General features: G+C 61.6%; 17 protein-coding genes, 3 pseudogenes and 1 other annotated feature. Of the genes and pseudogenes, 11 read left to right on the plus strand and 9 right to left on the minus strand.

Annotated features, from left to right (window positions below):
* The 3 genes from ACODTY_RS19850 (at position 1) to ACODTY_RS19860 (ending at position 3226) form a co-directional block, all read left to right on the plus strand.
* The gene (locus ACODTY_RS19850; RefSeq protein WP_488995929.1) at positions 1 to 1908 is read left to right on the plus strand and encodes a heavy metal translocating P-type ATPase; all 1908 of its coding nucleotides are present in this window, start codon (positions 1 to 3) and stop codon (positions 1906 to 1908) included.
* The gene (locus ACODTY_RS19855) at positions 1905 to 2606 is read left to right on the plus strand and encodes a VIT1/CCC1 transporter family protein (protein WP_488995930.1); all 702 of its coding nucleotides are present in this window, start codon (positions 1905 to 1907) and stop codon (positions 2604 to 2606) included. The genes ACODTY_RS19850 and ACODTY_RS19855 overlap by 4 nt, the downstream gene beginning before the upstream one ends.
* A 215-nt stretch (positions 2607 to 2821) precedes the next feature.
* Complete coding sequence (locus ACODTY_RS19860; RefSeq protein WP_488995946.1) at positions 2822 to 3226, plus strand: OsmC family protein; 405 nt, start codon at positions 2822 to 2824, stop codon at positions 3224 to 3226.
* Positions 3227 to 3638: 412 nt separating this feature from the next.
* On the opposite strand, the gene ACODTY_RS19865 is transcribed toward ACODTY_RS19860, so the two are convergent.
* The 4 genes and pseudogenes from ACODTY_RS19865 to ACODTY_RS19880 all read right to left on the minus strand — a co-directional run bounded on the left by ACODTY_RS19865 (position 3639) and on the right by ACODTY_RS19880 (position 5664).
* Entirely contained in the window at positions 3639 to 4160 is a 522-nt protein-coding gene (locus ACODTY_RS19865; protein WP_488995931.1) for an amino acid permease, read from the minus strand.
* Positions 4161 to 4263: 103 nt separating this feature from the next.
* A pseudogene (locus ACODTY_RS19870) lies at positions 4264 to 4434 on the minus strand (APC family permease); the annotation flags it as partial.
* A gap of 201 nt (positions 4435 to 4635) precedes the next feature.
* A complete protein-coding gene (locus ACODTY_RS19875; RefSeq protein WP_488995932.1) occupies positions 4636 to 5022 on the minus strand; it encodes a DUF302 domain-containing protein in 387 nt (128 codons plus the stop codon).
* A 30-nt stretch (positions 5023 to 5052) separates the two neighbouring features.
* On the minus strand, positions 5053 to 5664 hold the full coding sequence (locus ACODTY_RS19880; RefSeq protein ID WP_488995933.1) for a Spy/CpxP family protein refolding chaperone: 612 nt from the start codon (positions 5662 to 5664) through the stop codon (positions 5053 to 5055).
* A 586-nt stretch (positions 5665 to 6250) separates the two neighbouring features.
* On the opposite strand from ACODTY_RS19880, the gene ACODTY_RS19885 reads away from it, so the two are divergent.
* The 4 genes from ACODTY_RS19885 (at position 6251) to ACODTY_RS19900 (ending at position 10867) form a co-directional block, all read left to right on the plus strand.
* Positions 6251 to 6505 (plus strand): helix-turn-helix domain-containing protein, encoded by a 255-nt coding sequence (locus tag ACODTY_RS19885; protein WP_488995934.1) that lies wholly within the window; start codon positions 6251 to 6253, stop codon positions 6503 to 6505.
* Complete coding sequence (locus tag ACODTY_RS19890) at positions 6505 to 7833, plus strand: type II toxin-antitoxin system HipA family toxin (protein ID WP_488995935.1); 1329 nt, start codon at positions 6505 to 6507, stop codon at positions 7831 to 7833. The genes ACODTY_RS19885 and ACODTY_RS19890 overlap by 1 nt, the downstream gene beginning before the upstream one ends.
* Complete coding sequence (locus ACODTY_RS19895) at positions 7830 to 8273, plus strand: hypothetical protein (RefSeq protein ID WP_488995936.1); 444 nt, start codon at positions 7830 to 7832, stop codon at positions 8271 to 8273. Before ACODTY_RS19890 ends, ACODTY_RS19895 begins: the two co-directional genes overlap by 4 nt.
* Before the next feature lie 488 nt (positions 8274 to 8761).
* A complete protein-coding gene (locus ACODTY_RS19900; RefSeq protein WP_488995937.1) occupies positions 8762 to 10867 on the plus strand; it encodes an HAD-IIB family hydrolase in 2106 nt (701 codons plus the stop codon).
* 4 nt (positions 10868 to 10871) lie between these two features.
* Here the strand turns inward: ACODTY_RS19900 and ACODTY_RS19905 are convergent, their stop codons facing one another.
* Positions 10872 to 11867 (minus strand): glycoside hydrolase family 68 protein, encoded by a 996-nt coding sequence (locus ACODTY_RS19905; RefSeq protein WP_488995938.1) that lies wholly within the window; start codon positions 11865 to 11867, stop codon positions 10872 to 10874.
* 329 nt (positions 11868 to 12196) lie between these two features.
* On the opposite strand from ACODTY_RS19905, the pseudogene ACODTY_RS19910 reads away from it, so the two are divergent.
* A pseudogene (locus tag ACODTY_RS19910) lies at positions 12197 to 13425 on the plus strand (IS3 family transposase).
* Positions 12479 to 12594: a sequence feature (AL1L pseudoknot), on the plus strand. Its footprint overlaps the pseudogene before it by 116 nt.
* 563 nt (positions 13426 to 13988) lie before the next feature.
* Here the strand turns inward: ACODTY_RS19910 and ACODTY_RS19915 are convergent.
* Positions 13989 to 14915 (minus strand): DNA-binding protein, encoded by a 927-nt coding sequence (locus tag ACODTY_RS19915; protein ID WP_488995939.1) that lies wholly within the window; start codon positions 14913 to 14915, stop codon positions 13989 to 13991.
* Between the two features lie 436 nt (positions 14916 to 15351).
* Between ACODTY_RS19915 and ACODTY_RS19920 the strand changes: the two genes are divergently transcribed.
* The 3 genes from ACODTY_RS19920 (at position 15352) to ACODTY_RS19930 (ending at position 16910) form a co-directional block, all read left to right on the plus strand.
* Positions 15352 to 15717, plus strand: coding sequence for an SPW repeat protein (locus ACODTY_RS19920; protein ID WP_488995940.1), 366 nt, complete (start codon positions 15352 to 15354; stop codon positions 15715 to 15717).
* A 94-nt stretch (positions 15718 to 15811) separates the two neighbouring features.
* The gene (locus tag ACODTY_RS19925) at positions 15812 to 16057 is read left to right on the plus strand and encodes a hypothetical protein (RefSeq protein WP_488995941.1); all 246 of its coding nucleotides are present in this window, start codon (positions 15812 to 15814) and stop codon (positions 16055 to 16057) included.
* A gap of 166 nt (positions 16058 to 16223) precedes the next feature.
* Positions 16224 to 16910 (plus strand): hypothetical protein, encoded by a 687-nt coding sequence (locus ACODTY_RS19930; RefSeq protein WP_488995942.1) that lies wholly within the window; start codon positions 16224 to 16226, stop codon positions 16908 to 16910.
* A gap of 451 nt (positions 16911 to 17361) precedes the next feature.
* On the opposite strand, the pseudogene ACODTY_RS19935 reads toward ACODTY_RS19930, so the two are convergent.
* The 3 genes and pseudogenes from ACODTY_RS19935 to ACODTY_RS19945 all read right to left on the minus strand — a co-directional run bounded on the left by ACODTY_RS19935 (position 17362) and on the right by ACODTY_RS19945 (position 19963).
* Positions 17362 to 18012, minus strand: a pseudogene (locus ACODTY_RS19935) (BON domain-containing protein).
* 111 nt (positions 18013 to 18123) lie between these two features.
* Entirely contained in the window at positions 18124 to 18537 is a 414-nt protein-coding gene (locus ACODTY_RS19940) for a CBS domain-containing protein (RefSeq protein WP_488995943.1), read from the minus strand.
* Positions 18538 to 18610: 73 nt separating this feature from the next.
* Positions 18611 to 19963: a DegQ family serine endoprotease gene (locus ACODTY_RS19945; protein ID WP_488995944.1), complete on the minus strand. Its 1353-nt coding sequence runs from the start codon at positions 19961 to 19963 to the stop codon at positions 18611 to 18613.
* Between the last annotated feature and the right edge of the window lie 220 nt (positions 19964 to 20183).

The following is a 20183-nucleotide window of genomic DNA, read 5'->3' on the forward strand; positions in this document are numbered from 1 at the left end:
ATGGAGCATTCAACGGGTGACCGGCTGAAGACAGCGCTGTTGATGGTTGCCTTAAGCGGTCTCGCGGGCGGTCTCGTCCTGGCGTATGGATTTGGAAGACCGGATCTCGCCTCTACCGTCTGGCTCGTGGGGGTCGTTCCGGTGCTCGCCGCGCTTTTGGTCGAGATTCTGCGCAGCCTCCTGCACGGTGAGGTCGGTCTCGACATCGTGGCGGCTTTGTCGATGTCGGCCGCGCTCCTGTTCGGCGAAACGCTGGCAGCCGCCGTCGTCGCCCTCATGTATTCCGGCGGAACCTTCCTAGAAAGCTTTGCCGAGGGCCGGGCGCGGCGCGAGATGCGGGACTTGCTCTCGCGCGTGCCCCGTACCGCCACGCGACACCGCGATGGGGGGCTGGAGGACGTCCCGCTCGAGGCAATCGCGCCCGGCGACCGGCTGCTCATCCGCCAGGGCGATGTCGTTCCGGTTGATGGTACCGTCGCGTCCCTCTCCGCATTTCTCGACACCTCAGCACTGACGGGCGAGTCGCTTCCCGTCAAGCTGACGGACGGCGGCGAGGCGATGAGCGGCTCGACCAATGCCGGCGAGGCTTTTGACCTCATTGCGACGCGGCCCGCAAAGGACAGCACCTATGCCGGGATTGTGCGCCTCGTCGAACGGGCGCAGTCTTCCAAGGCACCGATGTCGCGCTTGGCCGACCGCTGGTCTCTGGCGTTCCTGCTGATAACCGTTGCGATTGCTTTCTCCGCATGGTGGTTCACAGGCGATCCGATCCGCGCGGTCGCTGTGCTGGTGGTGGCAACACCATGCCCGCTGATCCTGGCGGTACCCGTGGCACTTGTGGCAGGGCTGTCGCGCGCCGCCCACTACGGCGTGCTGATCAAGGGCGCCGGACCGCTGGAAGCCATGGCGCGTACGCAGACGCTGATCCTCGACAAGACCGGCACTTTGACCGACGGGCGGCCGCAGATCGTCTCGGTCGACACTCATGCCAACTTTGAGCCTATCGAGGTTCTCAGGCTGGCCGCGGCCCTGGACCAGGCCACCAAGCATCCGGTCGCGCAGGCGATCGTCGCGGCGGCGCGCGAGCGGGGGCTGGCGCTGCCGGTCCCCGCACAAGTGACCGAAACGCCGGGCGAAGGATTGTCGGGGCTGGTCGAAGGTCGCCCAGTCGTCGTCGGCGGTCATGGGTTCGTCGCTGGAAAGGTCGGCACGACCGCTGCCGAACATCCTGCTCTCTCAGCCGGATCTGTGCTCGTGGCACTCGGAGTCGATGGAAAGCTCGCCGGCCATCTCGTCATGGCCGACCCGTTGCGCGAGGGGACGCGAGACATGATCGTCCGACTGCGCCACCAAGGGATCGGCCGAATCCTGCTGGCGACAGGAGACCGCAAGGCGGTCGCCGAGCGTGTGACAGAGGGTCTCGGTATTGACGGGATCCGGGCAGGCCTGACACCGGACCAGAAGGTTCTGCTCGTGTTGACGGAACGCAAGCGCGGCCCGGTCATGATGGTCGGCGACGGTGTAAACGACGCGCCCGCGCTTGCAGCAGCCGATGTGGGCGTAGCCATGGGCGCGCGCGGAGCAGCCGCCTCAGCAGAAGCAGCCGACGTCGTCCTGCTGGTCGATCGCATCGACAGACTGGGACCGGGGATTGAGATCGCACACGGCGCGCGTCGCATCGCCGTGGAAAGCGTAGTGGTTGGCATTGGCCTTTCGGTCCTCGGCATGATCGCGGCGGCGCTCGGTTATCTCACACCTGTCCAGGGCGCACTGATCCAGGAGGCGATCGACGTCGCCGTCATCCTCAACGCGCTTCGTGCGCTTCGCATCTCTCCTACAGAGACATGGTCACCCAGGCCTGCCGCCACCGGACACCAGTCGACCTTATTGCAGGGAAACCAGACATGAGCCGCCTTTCGCACTCCGAAATACACATGGTCCACCGCATCGGCTGGCTACGTGCGGCCGTGCTCGGTGCTAACGACGGCCTTGTGTCCACGTCGAGCCTCGTGGTGGGTGTCGCGGCTGCTGGATCCGGCTCGATCGAAATTCTCATTGCGGGCCTTGCAGGCCTTGTTGCGGGTGCGATGTCCATGGCAGCCGGCGAGTATGTATCGGTGAGTTCCCAGACCGACGCTGAGAACGCCGATCTCGCTCGAGAACGGCGGGAACTTGCCGAGACGCCAGAGGCAGAGCTGGAAGAGCTAACACGGATCTATGTCGACCGCGGTCTCGACAGGAGATTGGCCGAGCAGGTCGCCACCCAATTGACGGAGCAACATGCGTTGGGCGCACACGCCCGCGACGAACTCGGCATCTCCGAGACGGTCGCAGCCCGTCCCGTGCAGGCAGCTGTCGTATCGGCACTGACCTTCGCGGCTGGTGCGGTCGTTCCGGTGCTGGTCGCGCTCGCCTCCCCCGCTGAGAGAACAAGCGTTCTCGTGGCTGGAACCACCGTAGTTGCGCTCGCCATCCTCGGTGGCCTCGGCGCAACGGCCGGAGGAGCGAGCGTGATGCGCGGAGCGGTCCGCGTTACTTTCTGGGGAGCGCTCGCCATGGGCGTCACAGCCGCAGTCGGTGCGATCTTCGGCGTGAGTGTCGCCTAGACCCGCACACGGGTGCGTTGTCGGCGCGACCGTGCAACTCCGCCCTTCTATCAGGACTTTGACGCAACACGAACGGCATACTAGTGAAACAGTCAGGGGCACTGCATTTCGCCAGGCATTCGTGTCTGACCTGGATCAATTCCCTTGAGTGCTGTCATGCTATCAAGAAGCGTTCTAGCGTGCCGACATGGTTCGCTCCAGCACGAGGTCGCATGATGCTCGAATACAGGGTGGAAGCACGTCGGGTTGATGCCCACGGTTCCCTTGCTTTGACCAAGAATGCCCGAATTGCGCTCGACACGGATCCTGGCGGTCGATCTGATGCTTTCAATCCCGCGGAACTGCTGCTCGCCGCAGTCGCCGCCTGCATGGTCAAGGGGATCGAACGGGTGGCTCCGATGTTGCACTTCGATTTCAAAGGTATCCATGTCGATGTTCATGCCGTGCGGCAGGATAGCCCGCCGAGGATCATCTCGATCGACTACGTGCTGACGGTTGACACGGACGAGACGGATCAGCGTTTGGAACTGCTGCACAGGAACGTCCGCAAATACGGCACTATCTCGAACACGATCGCAGCAGCGGCCGCCCTGGACGGCATCATCACCAGACGGGGATGATCAGGCTGCGGACGGAGGACCATCTCCTCTCACAAAATCAAGCTAGGACTTCTGTACCCAATGGTTGGCTGCCGAGCCGACTTTCGGGTCCCGATGATGCAGTTTGCTCCACCGCCCTGTCCCGCGACTTGATCGAGCAGCAGCAGAGCGACACTCGAGATCAGTCCCGCGAACGGCACCCACCGCGGCCAGATGAATACGCCCGGCAGGGGCTCCCTTCGCGCGACTTGGGGATGAGCGCGAGGTTGACCATAGCGAAGATCGCCAGCGTGAAGCAGGCGGTTAGATCGGCGAGTCCTGCCAGTGGCACCGCGAGCGCAAGTATCAGGACCGCACCCACTCCAATAGCTGTGGCCAGAAGTGGCGTGCGGGTGGTCGGGTTCAGTCGGGTCAGGGCGTATGGAAGGTTTCCCTAGGTTGCGAGCCCATAGAGAACTCTGGCGATCATGATCATGTATACGATGATGCCGTTGAGCCTCGCCACCACCGCGATCATGCTCATCGTAACGAGCGGCATACCGGTCAGCCGCTCGAAAACTAGCGCAAGCGGCGCGGTCGAACGAGAGAGCTCTTCCGGCGGCACCGCGACGAGCGCGATCCAGACGATGAGCGCATAGATAACCGTGGTCAGGGCGAGGTTTATGAACATGGCGCGCGGCAGAGTGCGCGAGGGGTTTTTCATCTCCTCGGCGACGTTGACCAAATGCTCGAAGCCGATGAAGGCGAACACCGCGATCAAGGTCGTTCCGGACAACCCGACCCAGACAGCGATGGCACCCGAAGCTGGCAGGATTTCAGGAAGTCGGGTGACGACATCGCTCCCAGTCCCCAGACTCGCTGCGATGATCAACACAAGCCCGCCGACCTCGATGAGCATCACGATGCCCGCAAACGTCACCGACTGGCGGGTGGCCGGGCAGGCGACGAGAACCATTCCCCAACGACGAGGCTGATGATCCAAGGTGCGGAAGGTCGACGAGCACGCCGAGATAGCCCGCGCTTCCCACGCTGTTCGTCGCGGCGGAAATGATCGCGGTCACTACGACTAGCAAACCTACCCCGAGGCTCAGCCAAGGCCGGTTGAACGCCTTCTCGACATAGGCGGCTTCGCTGGCGCTGACGGGCATGCGCGTACCGAGTTCGGCAAAGGTCGCGGCACTGAACGACATGATTACAGCGGCGCCGATAAAGGCCAGCGGCGCATGCATGCCACTGCGGCCCGCCGCGACGCCCACCAGCACATAGATGCCGGTGCCAATGGTGACGCCAGCCCGCAGAGGACGGCATGTGTCAGCGTGAGGGATCGGACGAGCGATTGCGGTGGGTGCCGGACGATGATCACCGCAGCCAACGGCAACTCCCTTTATCGATCTCGCGGTCCCACAACACGGCGATCTTCGATGGACTCGTCAAAGCCCGTCGACTGCCTGCCTAAGCAACTCCCGCACATCTCCCGCGATCGACGCGAGACCGGGATTGTCCACTCCCTGCATCGAAGCGATCGGATCAACTGCGGAGACCTCTACGAGACCTTCGCCGACCTGCTGCAGTATAACGTTGCATGGCAGCATTGTGCCGATGCGGCTTTCTTCCTGTAGGGCCTTGTAGGCGAATCCCGGGTTACAGGCACCGAGGATGACGTAGGGTCGAAATTCGACCTCCAGCTTCTTCTTCAGCGTCGCCGCGACGTCAATGGTGGTGAGGACACCAAACCCCTTGGCAGCCAGCGCCGACGTGACGTAATCGGTCGCCTTGTCCATTGGCATCGAGATCGTCTTGCTGAAGTGGTAGCTCATCGAGAATTCCTATCTTCCGCTTTTAAAGGCTCAAAAGGCACCGCAATCGCCGCCAATCAGTTCGTCGGCAACGGCCTTCTGCTCATCTTTCAACGCGGCGTAGAGCCCGTCCGTCGCGGGCTTCATGGCCTTCATGGATTCGAGCATGGCTTCCATGCCGGATATTCGAGCATCCATACGCTCCGTCGCCGTCCCCGACTGCATGGTCTTTGCCATGCCCTCATGGATGGCCTGCATAAGTTCCACGCGATCGCTAACCGCTGCGGCGTAGGCATCCCATGCCGACTGCTGCTCCGCCGTGATGTTCAACTCGTCCTTGAGATAGGCCAGGCGTCCCTCGACCATGGCGCCCATCTTCGGCTGGCGCCCCATCATTCCGCGAAACCAGCCACCATCGCCCCAACTACCCTGGCCCATGCGATCGTGCCCCATCATGCCGATGGATGGACATCCGCCGCCTAACATACCCATCATGCCTTGTTGGGGCTGGGCATGAGATGGCGAAACGAATGCCGCTCCAAGCGCAACCACTGCAGCTGCATAGCTCGACAACTTTGACATGTGACGTCCTTTCACACCTCGCAATCGGGTGCATCGGGAAAGATTAGCGCTCTGCAGCGCGTGGTCGATGATCTGGATCAAGAACGGGTGAAGTATCTCGGGGCTGAGCGATTCTGGTCTGCAATTTCCGCAAGGCAAGGCTCGCCGCCTTGCAAGGGTTAGCCTGTATGTCGGCGTATTGGGCGGTAGAATGGACCTGCCGAAGGATGCGTGCTGCCTGGTCCGACCCCGCGTCAGAACCAATCAGCTTGCGTGCTGCCCACGTGAGCAGCGCTCAAACAGGCCGCGGGACCAGTGAACTTATCGCTTCCGCAGAAACGAACGAATCCAAGGCGAATTCGCGCCATTTAGCGTCACTCATTTTGAGGGCAAAAAGCACTAGTGCTTACGGGACACTTGGCCTCGCGTGTAGCCGACTCGGGCGTGATCAGTTAATGTGTTGAAATATCATAAGCATTTGGCGCGCCGGACGAGATGAAACTGGGCACCACTATGTCATTGTTTGCAAAATCTGATTTTTTTGACACAGGGCGCCGCCGCGGCACCTTCCATACGCGCTCCCGTATATTTACTATTTAGACGCCTTTGCGTATATTTCTTTCTTATACGCACTCGCGCATATTGATACTTTATACGCTACCGCGTATATTCATCATTGGAGGTCACCATGAACGAACAGATCGCCCGCACAGAAAAACAGTTAGGCGCTATTCTGCGCCGCGCGCGCAAGCAGGCGCGGTTGAGCCAGGGCGCGCTCGGCGAACAGATTCGCCTGCGGCAGGGCACGGTCTCGCGTCTTGAAGCCGGGGAGCCCGCCGTGCAGCTGCGCACCCTGATGGAAGCTCTTTCAGCCCTCAACCTGGAACTGGTCGTCCGGCCGCGCAGCCGGGGCAGCGCCGCCGACATCGAGGACCTGTTCTGATGGCACGGAAGCGGGCGCATATCCCTCTAAACGTCTTCCTGAACAGCCGCCATGTCGGCGTGCTGCGCCGCGAGGCCACAGGCGCAATCGACTTCCAGTACGGACGCGACTGGCTGGACTGGCGCGGCACATTCCCGGTGTCACTATCGCTGCCCCTGCGCGAAGACCGCTATATCGGCGCCCCGGTCATCAATGTGTTCGACAATCTGCTGCCCGACAGCGACCCGATCCGCAAGCGCATCGCCGAGCGCGTTGGTGCGGATGGAGCAGACGCCTTCAGCCTGCTGACTGTTCTCGGCCAGGATTGCGTCGGCGCCCTGCAATTCCTGCCCGATGGCACTGATCCCGGCGCCGCCGGCGACACCAAAGGCAAACCCGTCAGCGACGACGCCGTCGCCGACATCATCAGGAATCTGGCCGCCGCGCCGCTCGGCATGGGTGAGGACGAAGATTTTCGGATTTCGATTGCCGGAGCCCAGGAAAAAACAGCGCTGCTGCGCAAGAACGGCCAGTGGTTCAAACCCGTCGGCACGACCGCCACCACCCACATCCTCAAACCGCAGATCGGCCAGCTTCCCAACGGCATCGACCTCTCGAACAGTGTCGAGAACGAGTATCTCTGCCTGAAACTGCTGAAAGCTTTCGGCGTCCCCGCCGCAAATGTCGAGGTCGCGGATTTCGGGGGACGCCGCACGCTGATCGTCGAACGCTTTGACCGCCTTTGGACAAAGGACGACAGGCTGCTGCGGCTGCCACAGGAAGATATCTGCCAGGCCCTGTCGATCCCGCCCACCAGAAAATATCAGGCCGATGGCGGTCCCGGGATGCGCGAAATCATCGGCCTGCTGAAAGGCAGCGACACGCCCGATGCCGACATCGCGACATTCATGCGCGTCGGCATCCTGTTCTGGCTACTGGGCGCGACCGACGCTCACGCGAAAAACTTCAGTATTTTCCTTGGACCCGGCGGGCGCTTCCGCATGACGCCGCTCTATGATGTCCTGACCGCGCAGCCGAGTCTCGACGAAGGCCAAATCCCCCGTAAGAAATTCAAGCTCGCGATGTCGGTGGGCAAAAACCGCCATTACGCCATCCATGACATCGCGCCCCGTCACTTCGTGCAGACAGCAGACAGCGCCGGTGTCGGCACCCCGGCGATGAAGACGATCTTTGAAGACATAGCCGCGAACGCCGAACGGCAGGCGCAGGCCGCTATCGCGGCGCTGCCCAGCGGCTTCCCCGAACAGCTCGTGACGTCGACCATGGCGGCCATCAGCCATCGCACCCGGCTCATCGCCGACTCACTCTTGGCGGCCTCTGATGGTTGAAGCAAAGAAACATCGGCGCTTCGCCATCCTTGGCTGGGGGCTCGCTGCCGTGGGACAAGCGTCCCAATTTCGACGAACAGCACGACGACTGGCAATTTGACGGACCTGCCTTACCGCCGGAGTTCAGCCGCGTCTCATCATCCAGCGGCGGCGTGCTGACACTGGTCATCGGCGCGGTCCACGGCACGTCCTGCCCTGCCGCATACGCGATCAGCAAGCGCCGGAACCCCGACGATGCTATAGTCGACCTGCGGCGCCGCGAGGGCACGATCATGCGGCATATGGGTTTCTACTTCCGCGACGGATCAAGGCGATGCGTCCCGCCGGTGCCTGAAACCATCGCGGGATGGGCGGCAGAACATGATAAAGCATGCGGCTGTTCTTCGCGTCTGTTCAGGTCAGCAAAGCAGCGACGTCCTCCGTTACGAGGAAAGTCATGACCGCCGGAGCACTATCGTTTTCATTAGCTGTATGTCCCTAATGTTGGATGATCCGCCAATGGTTGCTCTCTAGCAGCATACGACGTTTTGGCCGCTAAGATGATTTGACATGCGCCGCATCTATCCGACTACGAGCGATTTAGGGCCCCAGCTCTCCGTCGGTGACCCGCGAGGAACTCCTGTCCAAGGTGGATGTTCCCGCGAATATGTTTCGGCATGCAGTCGCGGCGATGACCTACGCCAGTTGTTGGCGAAGTAAGTTGTTGCCAAGTCGACGCTAAATGCCGACACTGCGCGGATCATCGCGCTCAAACATACGAACAATATGACTACAGCGCGGCGCGCAAGCTCGCGGCATCGCCATACAGCACTGCCCCGACGGAACTTTGCCAACTTCGCGGCCTTTTAATCCAACTGCCATCAGGGCTGGCTATTGCTAAATCATTATAGGAGGCTGCGGGTCGTTGGCCGAAAATCAACTGTATATCATGCATATTTCCATTCACGGTCTTCTTCGGGGCACCGACCCGGAAGTGGGTGCCGACATCGATACGGGCGGACAGGTCCGCTACGTTCTCGACCTGATCGAGGCTATGGGCAGCCACCGCAGCATCCGCAAGGTCGATCTGCTTACGCGCAAGATCACCGATGCCCGAGTCGCTTCCGACTATGGTGTGGAGCGCGAACCCCTTTCCCCTAAGGTCAGCATCCGGCGCATTCCCTGCGGACCGGGCCGCTATATGCGCAAGGAGCTTTTGTGGCCCCATCTCAGCGAGTTCACCGACGGCGCGCTGGCGATGATCCGCGAGCAGGGCGAACTGCCCGACGTTCTGCATGCGCATTACGCCGATGCCGGGCTGGTCGCGGTACGGCTGAGCAAGGCGCTCGGCGTACCCGTTGTCTTCACAGGCCATTCGCTCGGCCGCTTCAAGCTCGCCAACCTGATGGCGCGCGGCATGGAACGCGAGAAGGCAAACCAGACCTTCAACCTGCCCGAGCGGATCGAGGCGGAAGAAGAGACCATCGAAAATTCCGCGCTCATCGTCGCCAGCAGCAAGAACGAAGAGCACGAGCAGTACCGGCTCTACGATCACTACGAGCGCAAGCGGATCATGGTGAACCCGCCCGGCTGCGATCTGGCGAAGTTCGGCGAGAAGCCGGGTAGGGCGGCGAACCAGGCGTTGCAGCAGACGCTCGCGCGCTTCCTCGGCGATCCGGCCAAACCGGCGCTCATCATGCTGGCCCGCCCCGACCCGCAGAAGAACATCCTCGCCGCCATCGAGACATTCGCCGAAGCGGGTTTGCGCGACAAGTGCAACCTGGTGTTGTTCCTCGGTGCACGCGACGATATCCGCGAGCTCGAGCCGGCGCAGAAGAAGCTTTTGCAGGATGTGCTTTACCTCATCGACCGGCACAATCTTTATGGCAGCGTCGCCTACCCGAAGGCCAATCCGCCCGAAATGGCCGCAGCGCTTTTCCACTATGCCGCGCGCAGCGGCGGCGCGCTTCTCGGCCTGTCGCGCCATGAGAATTTCGGGCTGACGCTGGTGGAGGCGGCAGCGGCAGGCCTGCCTGTCGTCACGTCCGGCGCTGGCGGCATGTCGGACATTCTCGACATCTGCAAGAACGGCATCGTCGTCGATCCCGACAGGCCGGCGGAAACGGCCGGGCGTATCCACGAGCTCCTCCTCGACCGGACGCGCTGGAAGCAGATGGCCGAAAGCGGCAAGACCGCCAGCCGCGCGAATCTCAGCTGGAAGAGCCATATCGATCGCTATCTCGGCGAGGTTCGCGAGATCGTGCGGGCACAGGCGAGGCCGGAAGCGCGGAACGCCCTGCCGAAGCCGCTTTCGAGGAGCACGCGGCTTCTGATCTGCGACATCGACGACACGCTGACCGGCGACCGCGACGCCATCGTCCGGCTGAACAGGATCATCGCGGAGCGCGACGACATTGCCTTCGGGATATCGACCGGCCGCAACCTTCAGGGCGCGATGGAGACGCTGCGCTTATGGTCCGTCATCGAGCCGCAGTTTCTCATCACCTCGGTCGGCACGGAAATCCACACCAATTTCGGACAACTCATGTCCAATAGCCGCTGGTCGAAACACCTCCAATTCCGCTGGAACCCGCAGCGCGTGTCGGAGGTGCTGGGCCAAGTGTCCTGGCTGCGGCCACAGGAAGAGGAAGCGCAGGCGCGCTACAAGATCAGCTATTATTGCGAGGGCGCGGATGCCACGACGGTTGCGAAGGTGAAGACTCTTTTGCGGAAAAGCGGATTGCAGGCGCGCGTCGTCGTTTCAAAAAACTACTGCGTCGATGTGCTTCCCGTCCGCGCCTCGAAGGGTCACGCGCTGCGGTTTCTCGCGGCGCAATGGAGCATCGATCTCGGCAACGTCTTCACCGCCGGCGATTCCGGCAACGACCTCGACATGCTGCGCGGTCTGGTCAAGGCCACCGTGGTCGGCAACCATAGCGGCGAGCTGGAAACGCTCCGCGACGATCCAAACACCTGGTTCTCGGAGCGGAACTCCGCCGCTGGAATTCTCGACGGGCTGGCACATTACGGCCTGATTTCCCCGGCGCAAATATGAAGGACTAGTCGCGCAGCGCCACGCCGTATCTGGTCGCATCGACGCGCAGGTAGCCTTCCGGCGTTGTCCAGAGCCGCATCGGGCTGGTCAGCTCGCCGACAAAGCTGCCATCCGGCCGGTGATTGAGGAAGGTCATGAGCGCGAGCTTGCCGTCAGGTCCCTCGATCACGCGGCCTCCATAGAGATGTCCCACGGCGTCGCCGGCGAAGAACAGTTCCTCGGCGAGCTCAAACGGCCCATCGGGATTGCGCGAGCGGACATAGTGGCTGCCGGTGCACATGCCGCATCTGCCCGTAGCCAGATAGGCGGGATCGCGCAGGCGCGATGAGTTGCTGAAAAGGCAATACCACCACCCGTCGAGATGAAAGAGTTGCGGCACCTCCATCTCGCCATAATAGCCAATCCGGAAAAGTGGCGGCTCGACAGTCCAGTTCGTGAGATCGGGTGACGAGGCCTGCCCGATCACGCCCGCGCCGCGCGCATTGATGTCGTTATCTCGCGCGGTGAACAACATGCGCCATCCGCCAGTCGCAGCGTCTTCGAAGACCCATGGGTCCCGAAATGACTGGTCGTGCCAGCGCGAGGCATCATAGGATTCGTAATATCGGGCATCCGCTTCCAGCAGCGCTTCGTTCCCCAACTTCTGCCAGTCGTGAAGATCGTCTGACAGCGCCGCGCCGATGCGCTGGATCTTGCAGTCCTCGGCTTTCTGGGTTCCTGTATAGAACATCATCCATTTGCCGTCTGGACGCCTCACGACCGAGCCCGTCCAGGTCGTGCCGTCATCCCAGCCGGGCCCAACCGCAGGCCCCAACACGACGCCATGGTAGTCCCAATCTTCGAGGTTGAGCGATGTTGCATGATAGATCCGGGCGTGCGGATGCCGCAGGTCAGGATGCTCTTGGATGCGAGGTGCAGTGAGGCAGTAAAGATGATACGTGCCCTTATCCTTCGCAAACCAGAAGTCCCAGACATAATGCCCGGATAACGAAAATCCCATCGCAAAAATCCTGTCATTTATAGCCGGGAGCCGGCTGTTTAGAAGGCGTCGCCAACTGCGCCTGCCTACGTCGCGCACCAATGTGCCGAACTTAAGAAAGCCCCTTGGACATTCGAACGAAGGTTGCGCACTTGTTTCCGTGGTGTTGACTGGTACGCCTTGGGTGCGGCTCTAGCACTTTTGTCCCATTGAACTGTGCGTCGTACGGACATGACAAGAGCGTCCCGCCACGCGTTTTTCTTAAGCGAAGGGTCGACTGCGAAGCCAAAACTGTTCTGAACCGTGCCGGGTTTGGCGGAGGCTCGAAACCTTGAGAAGGTGGAGCCATCATGAGCAAGACGACGAACAGGCTTTTCTCCCGAGGTGCGTGCCCGAGCGGTGCGCATGGTTTTGGATCACGAAGGCGAGCATCGGTCGCGCTGGGCGGCGGTGTCCCCGATCGCGGCAAAGATCGGCTGCACGGCGCAGTCGCTCCATGAGTGGGTGAAGAAGGCTGAGGTGTACAGCGGCTTGCGCGCCGGCCTTCCGACCGAGGTTGCCGAGAAGCTGAAGGCTTTGGAGCGGGAGAACCGGGAGCTTCGGCAGGCCAACGAGATCCTGCGCAAGGCGTCGGCGTATTTTGCCCAGGCGGAGCTCGACCGCCCGTTCAAGCCATGATCGCGTTCATTGACGATCAGCGGGAGGCACATGGGGTCGAGCCGATCGCAAGGTGCTGCCGATCGCCCCATCGACCTACCACGACCATGTCGCCAAGCGGCGCGATCCCTCCCGGCTGTCGACGCGGGCGAAGCGCGACGAGGAACTCAGGGGCGAGGTGCGGCGCGTGTTCGAGGAGAACTTCCGCGTCTACGGCGTGCGCAAGGTCTGGCGACAGCTCGGGCGGGAGGGCTTCGACGTCTCCCGCTGCGCCGTCGCACGGCTGATGTGCCAGATGGGCCTCGAAGGAGCGGTCCGCGGCAAGCCGGTGAAGACCACGATCAGCGACCGCACCGCTCCCTGTCCGCTCGATCAGGTCAACCGCCAGTTCCATGCCCCGGCCCCGAACAGGCTGTGGGTCTGCGACTTCACCTATGTCGCGACCTGGGCCGGCTTCGTCTATGTCGCCTTCGTCATCGACGCCTATGCCCGTCGCATCGTCGGATGGCGGGCGAGCAGGACCGCCCATGCCGGCTTCGTTCTCGATGCCCTGGAACAGGCCCTCCACGACCGGCGTCCCGTCCATGGCGGCGGTCTAGTCCACCACAGCGACAGGGGAAGCCAATACGTATCGATCAAATACACCGAGCGCCTGACCGAGGCCGGCGTCGAGCCATCGGTCGGCAGTGTCGGTGACTCCTACGACAATGCGCTCGCCGAGACGATCAACGGCCTATACAAAGCCGAGGTCATTCACCGGCGCGGTCCGTGGCGCTCCTTCGAGGCCGTCGAGTTCGCGACGCTGGAGTGGGTCGACTGGTTCAACAATCGTCGGCTGCTGGAGCCCATCGGCAACATCCCGCCGGCGGAAGCTGAGGCACGCTACTATGCCATGCTCGAAGAGGCAGCCATGGCAGCGTGACTCAAACGAAACGGCCTCCGCCAAACCCGGCGCGGTTCATTGTGGATTTCACTGATGAGACCAATTTCACTACACAGTGAATCTGTATCATCTAATGAAAATCCTGCCGCGGGTTACGAAAAGCTAATGGGCGACATGGTGTATGGCTCGCGGCCAAGTTTCGCAGAGGCGTTCGCCGCAGTTGAACGCTTTGCGCAAAAAATCCGCGAAGCCTAAGGACGATTTCACCGTAACGGACTGCAACATATACCGGAAACCCGGCCGGTCACGTGTTATGGCAGCAGCCCTTCTCTATAGCAGCCCCGTAAGTCCGCTATTGGGAGCGTGTCACCTGACCTAAAATGGCCGAAATTGATGAAGGGTTTCGGGTGCCGGTAGGCGTGCGAAAGCCTTCATCATTTCGGACATTCAGGCTAACTTTGCCTACGCAGAATAGCAGACGTTGCGGACCGGCCGCAAAGGCACATGCCATGCACCTCCATTCTGGTCTTGTTTGCCCCCAAAGCCATCCGCAAAGGAACGTGAACCAGGATTGCCACAGGCTGATATTGCCTCGACCTTGGCTACGCATCACCTGGCGCGTGGCTCTGTGTTGTCCCGCCTTCAGCAGAAGGCATTGTTGGCTGAACCGGGTCCAGGACCTGCTCGACAATCTCATCCTCGCGACCGCGCACGACGCGCTGCCCCTTGCGGAGGCCTTGGGTTTCCGTGACGACGGTACAACGCCCGTCGGGCTCCAGCGCCTTATGGAAATAGATGACGACCCAATCCCGGGTCCTGCCCAGTGCGTGCGCGAGCCGGGTGTTCGAGTAGAGCGCCGTGAAATGCCAGGCACCGCGCCGGGCGTGGAGGATCGGCAGCCAGGCCTCGCCAGCACGGTTGAACCGCTTGGGCGCAATCAGCTTCAGTTCACCCTTCGCTGCCCGATCCCGGTACATTCGATCGACCTGCAGGAGAAGGCTGGTCGACGGCCTGTTGGCAAGCAATGGCGCCGGCGCTCGCACGGGTCGACCCAGTCGTTCGGCCAGTGACGCGGCGAGCATGGCGCGTCGTCGTGGGCCAAGCCCTTCCACATCGAGACTCCCAAGATGGAGCTCCGCTTCCAGGTCTTCGAGGGTTTCGATCTGCCCGTCGCGGCACAATCGCCCCGCCAGTTGAGCACCAATTCCGGGCAGCGTCCTGAATAGCGCTTCGGGAGTCAGTTCCCCGCGCAGCCTGTCGAGCTGATGCCATCTGCCGCTGGCTACCATTTCAGCAATTGCGTCCGCGATGCCGGGCCCTATCGTGGGCAGCGCGATTAGTCCCTCGCGTCCCTCGCGCGCCAGTATTGCGTCGACGGGCTCCGGAAGTGACGCGATTGTAGCGGCGGCTTTGCGGTATGCCCGTGGACGGAAAGGACCATCACCCTGCTGCTCGAGAAGGCCGGCGAAGTCTTGTAGCTTGCTGGCAGTCCACTGATTGAGGGCGGTTCCCGGCAGGCGCTTCGGCATAATGAACCCTGGCTGTTTCTGAACCGCCCCGCGAAAGCCCTCTGATGCTTCACGATCTGAGGTGGAGCGGCGTATCCGGGACCGCGGCCCAGCGAGAACCAAACTTAACTAACGTGAGCCGCGCGAGCCTCTCCTTCTAGTTCTGGATTTCTCCAGTTCTATTCGGTGAGGCTACGCGGCTCCGTCCGTCACGTGTCATCGAACAGCTGGTTTTGTACCAATCCCTTCATGCCTTGTGGCATGTCACGATCTTCCTTTTCCAACTCATCTCTTCGCGACGATATATATATTCTGTATCGGAAACAGGTGATGCGCATTGATGCGCGTCAATGGCAGCAAAATTCGTGGCATCATGAAGCGTTGATGCGCGTCAAAACTCTTGGGCCACCCTTCGAATAGGCTGCGTACATTCATTGTTCAGCTAAGGATCACGCACATGAATAAGCAGCATTGGCAGGACTGGCTGGTGGTCATCGTCGGCGCTTGGCTCGTCGCATCGAACTGGGTTCTCAGCTACGCCATTCCGGAAACCGCGCCGGCCGCACTCGACGCAACCATCTTCTGGAATGCGTTGCTGACCGGCGCCGCCGCAATCCTTCTGGGCGGCATGGCGATCGCAGCGTTCACGCTCTGGGAAGAATGGGCGGACATCACGATCGGCCTGTGGCTGGTGGTGTCGCCCTGGACCCTGGGATTCGCCGATATCCAGTTGGCGATGTGGAACGTCGTCCTCAGCGGCGTGGTGATCATCCTTTCGGCAGCGTGGACGCTCTACGACGCCCGGGAGGTCGGCCACGCATAGTGGTCTCGCCGAGACCTCCCCGGGCGGACGAAAGTCCGCCCCGACATCTACGATGATAAGGGGGTCTGGCGGCGACGAGCCAAGCGAGGACATCATGCACAACGGCAAGCGGACAAAGTCGCCGGACCTTAAGGTCAGTCGTCTGAAAAGCGATACCTGGCAGGTTGCACCCGTTTCCCATCGGGCACGGGACTGGCTCGCCAAACATGTCCCAGAAGAAGCCCTAGCCGCTGAGAGACTGGAGACGGATGTGCACGCGATCAACCGTCTCGCCGCCTCGGCGCGCGGCGACGGCTTGGTCATTGAGTTTAACGGCCCGCTCGATACAATCCACCTTTGACCGGGTCACAGTACCGAAAGGGCGTCCGCTCGAAGTCCGGCAGCGTCGCTTCGTGCCGAAGGCGTAGCGCAATAGTCGTGGTCACGAACGCCAACTTCAGATATGATTACATTACATTGGCGAATGGTTCATCGCCGCATGGGCAGAACTGGATGGCTGGTGCTTGATGGACCAGCGTATCTTCATTGCGCAGCTCAATGTCGAGCATTATCGCCGGCGACTTCACGCTCACCTCGACGATCCGCAGCGGCGCCTGGTCGAACGGCTGCTCGCTGAGGAAGAGGCGAAGCTGTCGTCTCTTAGAGCTGCGATCGCGGAAGGTATCCTTTCCAGTCTGCTCGATCTTCTGGCCTCTTGGGCATCCAGTTTCATGGATGACCGGGATCATCGTGCCCCAAGCCCGCGGCGAGCCGAGTTGGCGGCGATTTTCGACCAGTGTCCTTGCGCCATGTCCTTGATCGATGGCTCCGGGAAGGTTGTGCTGGCGAATGCCGCGATGCGCGGTTTCGTAGCCGAGGCCATTCCCTCGCGCGATCCGGAGCGGATCGGGCGATGGCGGCTGTTCGGCCCGGATGGTGGCGTCCTCGATCCGTCGCAGTGGCCCGGGGCACAGGCATTGCTTGGCAGGTCCACAAATCCCGGCCTGGCGGCACTCCATGTTGGCGACGATGGCCGTGAAACGGCACTGCGGATTGCTGCCGTGCCCGTAGCGGGATCCGACGGTTCAATCTGGGGCGCGATCGGAGCCGCGTACAAACATTCTGCTCTGGAGCGTCAGGACGTCCAGGACCTGCTCGAACGCATGCTGATCGACGAGCAGTTCCTGTCCAGACGCCGTGGCGGCAGGCGCTAGTTCGCCCGCCATTCCCGCCAGTGGGACGGTATAAGCCGCGTCATCACTTCTTTGGTCACTGCATTCATCCAACCCCCGAGAACCCGCCGGCACGGGAACACCAGGGCATGGATTTCATCGTGGTCGATGACCGCAAGCTCCAGATCGCGATCAAACGGCGCGGACGACGCCGGCTTTCAGCCGCCGTCGTCCTGAGGCGAAGAATGCGTGTGTAAAGACTGGGACATGCGACGCTCCCTGCTGAGGCAAGAGCGCGATCGGTCTCCCAAGCGTCGGAGGCCAATGAATGATCCGGCGATGGACACATTCTTCATCATCCGAGGCCTTTCTGCCAAGGAAAAGTCGAACTGCCCGTCAGGCCGATGCTTATTACCGGGGTCATGGAGAACGAAACTCGGTGCAAGGGCGGATTGCGATCCGCCCTTATCGCCCTAAGGACATCTCCGGCGCGTCAGCCGATTGCGATACGGTCCTCGACGGTCGTCACTCCCGGAGCCGACCAAGCCGCGCGCTCGGCGGCGCTGCGCTCCGACCAGGCGTGAACCTTGCCGTTCAGCCTGACCTTGCCACCGTCGAGAACGTCGACCTGGATCGCCTTTGCTTCAACCTCCGCGTAGCGCTTCAACGCGTCTTCGATGCGCTTCTTCACGTCCGTCGCAGATGCGTGTTGCCTGATTTCGATCTGGTTGGTGACACCGATCACGCCGGCGAGGTCACGCACGGCATTCGCGGCGGCGTTTCTCTGGTAGAACCATTCGACCTTGCCGGTCAGCGTCACCCAGCCTTTCTGCACCTTCACCTGAACAGTGCCGGAGGGAATGGATGTGTTCCAGCCGAGCGTATTGACCGCGCGCTTGGCGATCTCGTCGTCGGCGGTACGGTTGCTGCCGACCGGGCGCACCTCGATTTCCTCGGCGATGCCCTTCACGCCCTTCACCCTTCGCACGACATACTCGACCGTCACCTTCTGCGAATAAGTCGGCACATGGCCGGTTAGCGTGACGATGCCGTTCTCGACCGCGACGCCGATGTTGGCAGCGTCGACGCTCGGCTCGAAGTCGAGTTAGTCGATGATGTCCTGTCTCAATGAACTGTCGGTCATGGTTGCTTCTCCGTGTGATGATTCGAGCCGAGCTCGTAGCGTCACATTCAATCGCACCGTGGAGGTCGCGGCATTGACCGCCGTCAAAGCTTCGCTTGAACGCCGGCTCGTTCATGGCGACGCGACGGCATGGACCAACTCGCCCGAGAGTTCCCGACTGGCATGGTGTGAGACGTCGCCCAGCGACAACATGCCCACCAGCCGCTTCTTGTCGTTGATCACCGGCAGCCGTCGAATCTTCCTGTCCTCCATCAGGTGGATGGCGTCCTCGATGCTCTGGTCGGTGCGGCAGTAGACTATACCCTTCGTCATCACGTCACGCGCCTTCAACGCGTTCGGATCGGCCCCGTTAGGCAGGACACGCAGGGCAAGGTCCCGGTCGGTGATCATGCCGACGAGGCGGTCATTCTCCCCCACAGGGACCGATCCGATATCCTCTTTCTTCATGAGGGCCGCGACTTCGCTGACGGGCGTGTTCGGGGAGACCCATTTCGCCCCCTTGTGCATGGCTTTCTTGATGTTCATGACGTGCTCCTTTCAATTCCGACAAACTACGATCCGGATATGGGACGGAGTGTCTCTGTCCGGCTCCACCCGACTACGAGATGACGATGAACAGCATGCCGCCATCACGCATCACCTGCAGCAGAAGGTGGTCCCGTCCAAGCCGAGCCGCTGCGACCACCTCATCCGGCGTCGCTACAGGTTCCTGGTCGACGCCGACGATCACGTCGCCGGCCCGTAGCCCGGCCTTGCCTGCAGGGCTGTCAGGGTCAACCGAGGCGACACTCGCGCCAGCTTCAGTCGGGCCGTCGGGATCGACGGGCTGCAGCACGACGTCAGTCAGCAACGGGACATCGGACGGCACGCTCAATTGCGCCTCTGTTCGTTCGTTCAGCACTGCGGTGACTTCCAAGAGCTTGCCCTTGCGCACGAGGTTAAGTCGGACCTCGGCGCCGACACGCGTCAGGGCCATCTTCAATCTGAGTTCCCCCGCTTTCTCGATCGCGGCACCGTTCACGGCGACAATCACGTCGCCGGCCCGGATCCCGGCAGCTTCAGCCGGCGAGCCCGCTGTTACCTGAGTCACGAGCGCGCCTTGGGGGCGTTCGAGCCGCAATGCGCGAGCAAGGTCCGACGTCACATCCTGGATCGACACGCCGAGCCGACCGCGTCGTATCTCGCCGCGATCGATCAACTCCTGCATGACCACCTGAGCCATGTTGATCGGGATCGCGAAACCGATGCCGACATTCCAGCCGGCTGGACCGATGATGGCGCTGTTGATGCCGACGAGTTCGCCCTGAAGGTTGACCAGTGCGCCGCCGGAATTGCCCGGATTGATGGAAGCGTCGGTCTGGATGAAGTCTTCGTAGCCTTCGATACCGAGGCCGGTTCGACCGAGTGCGCTTACGATGCCGAGCGTGGCGGTCTGGCTCAGACCGAACGGATTGCCCACGGCAACGACATAATCGCCGACTTTCAGCGCATCAGAATTGCCCAACGGCAGAGCCGTCAGATCGTCAGCTGCAGCACGCAGAACTGCCAGATCAGTATCCGGGTCCATGCCGACCATTTCCGCAGCGAACTGCCGGCCGTCGCTGAAGACAACGGTGATCTCATCGGCATTTTCGACCACATGATTGTTCGTCAGGATGTATCCCTTTCCGGCATCGACGATCACGCCCGAACTGGCAGCCTGGAATTCGCGTTCCTCCGGCTGGACGTCCTGCGGCATCCCGAAGAAGCGTCGAAAGAAGGGGTCTTCGAGCAGCGGATCGTCCACCTGCGCCGCATGACCCTTGACCGCGATGCTCACCACACCGGGGAGCACCCGCTCCAACATTGGTGCCAGCGTCGGCTGTTCCGGAGTTCGCTCCTGCGCCGCGACCGGCCCTGCGAAAAGAACAAGCAACAATGAGAAGACGACAAAACCTGATCGGACGGCCATCTGGAGCTTCCCGTCATGACGCTGTGGATAATCATTCGTCGCCTCGGGGCAGCTCTGGTTCATTGACGAGGATCAAAGCGTGTTGAATTCCGCAGTGGAATGCTGTGAGCATTCTCAATCCCATTGACGAGGATGGCCGTGAGACCTTTCGCCCCGCGCTCGATGCTGGCGTGCATGGCGCAGGGCCCATGCGAGGACTTTGCGCTTATGCCGACGCCAG

This window comes from Mesorhizobium sp. FG116, from assembly GCF_057809835.1.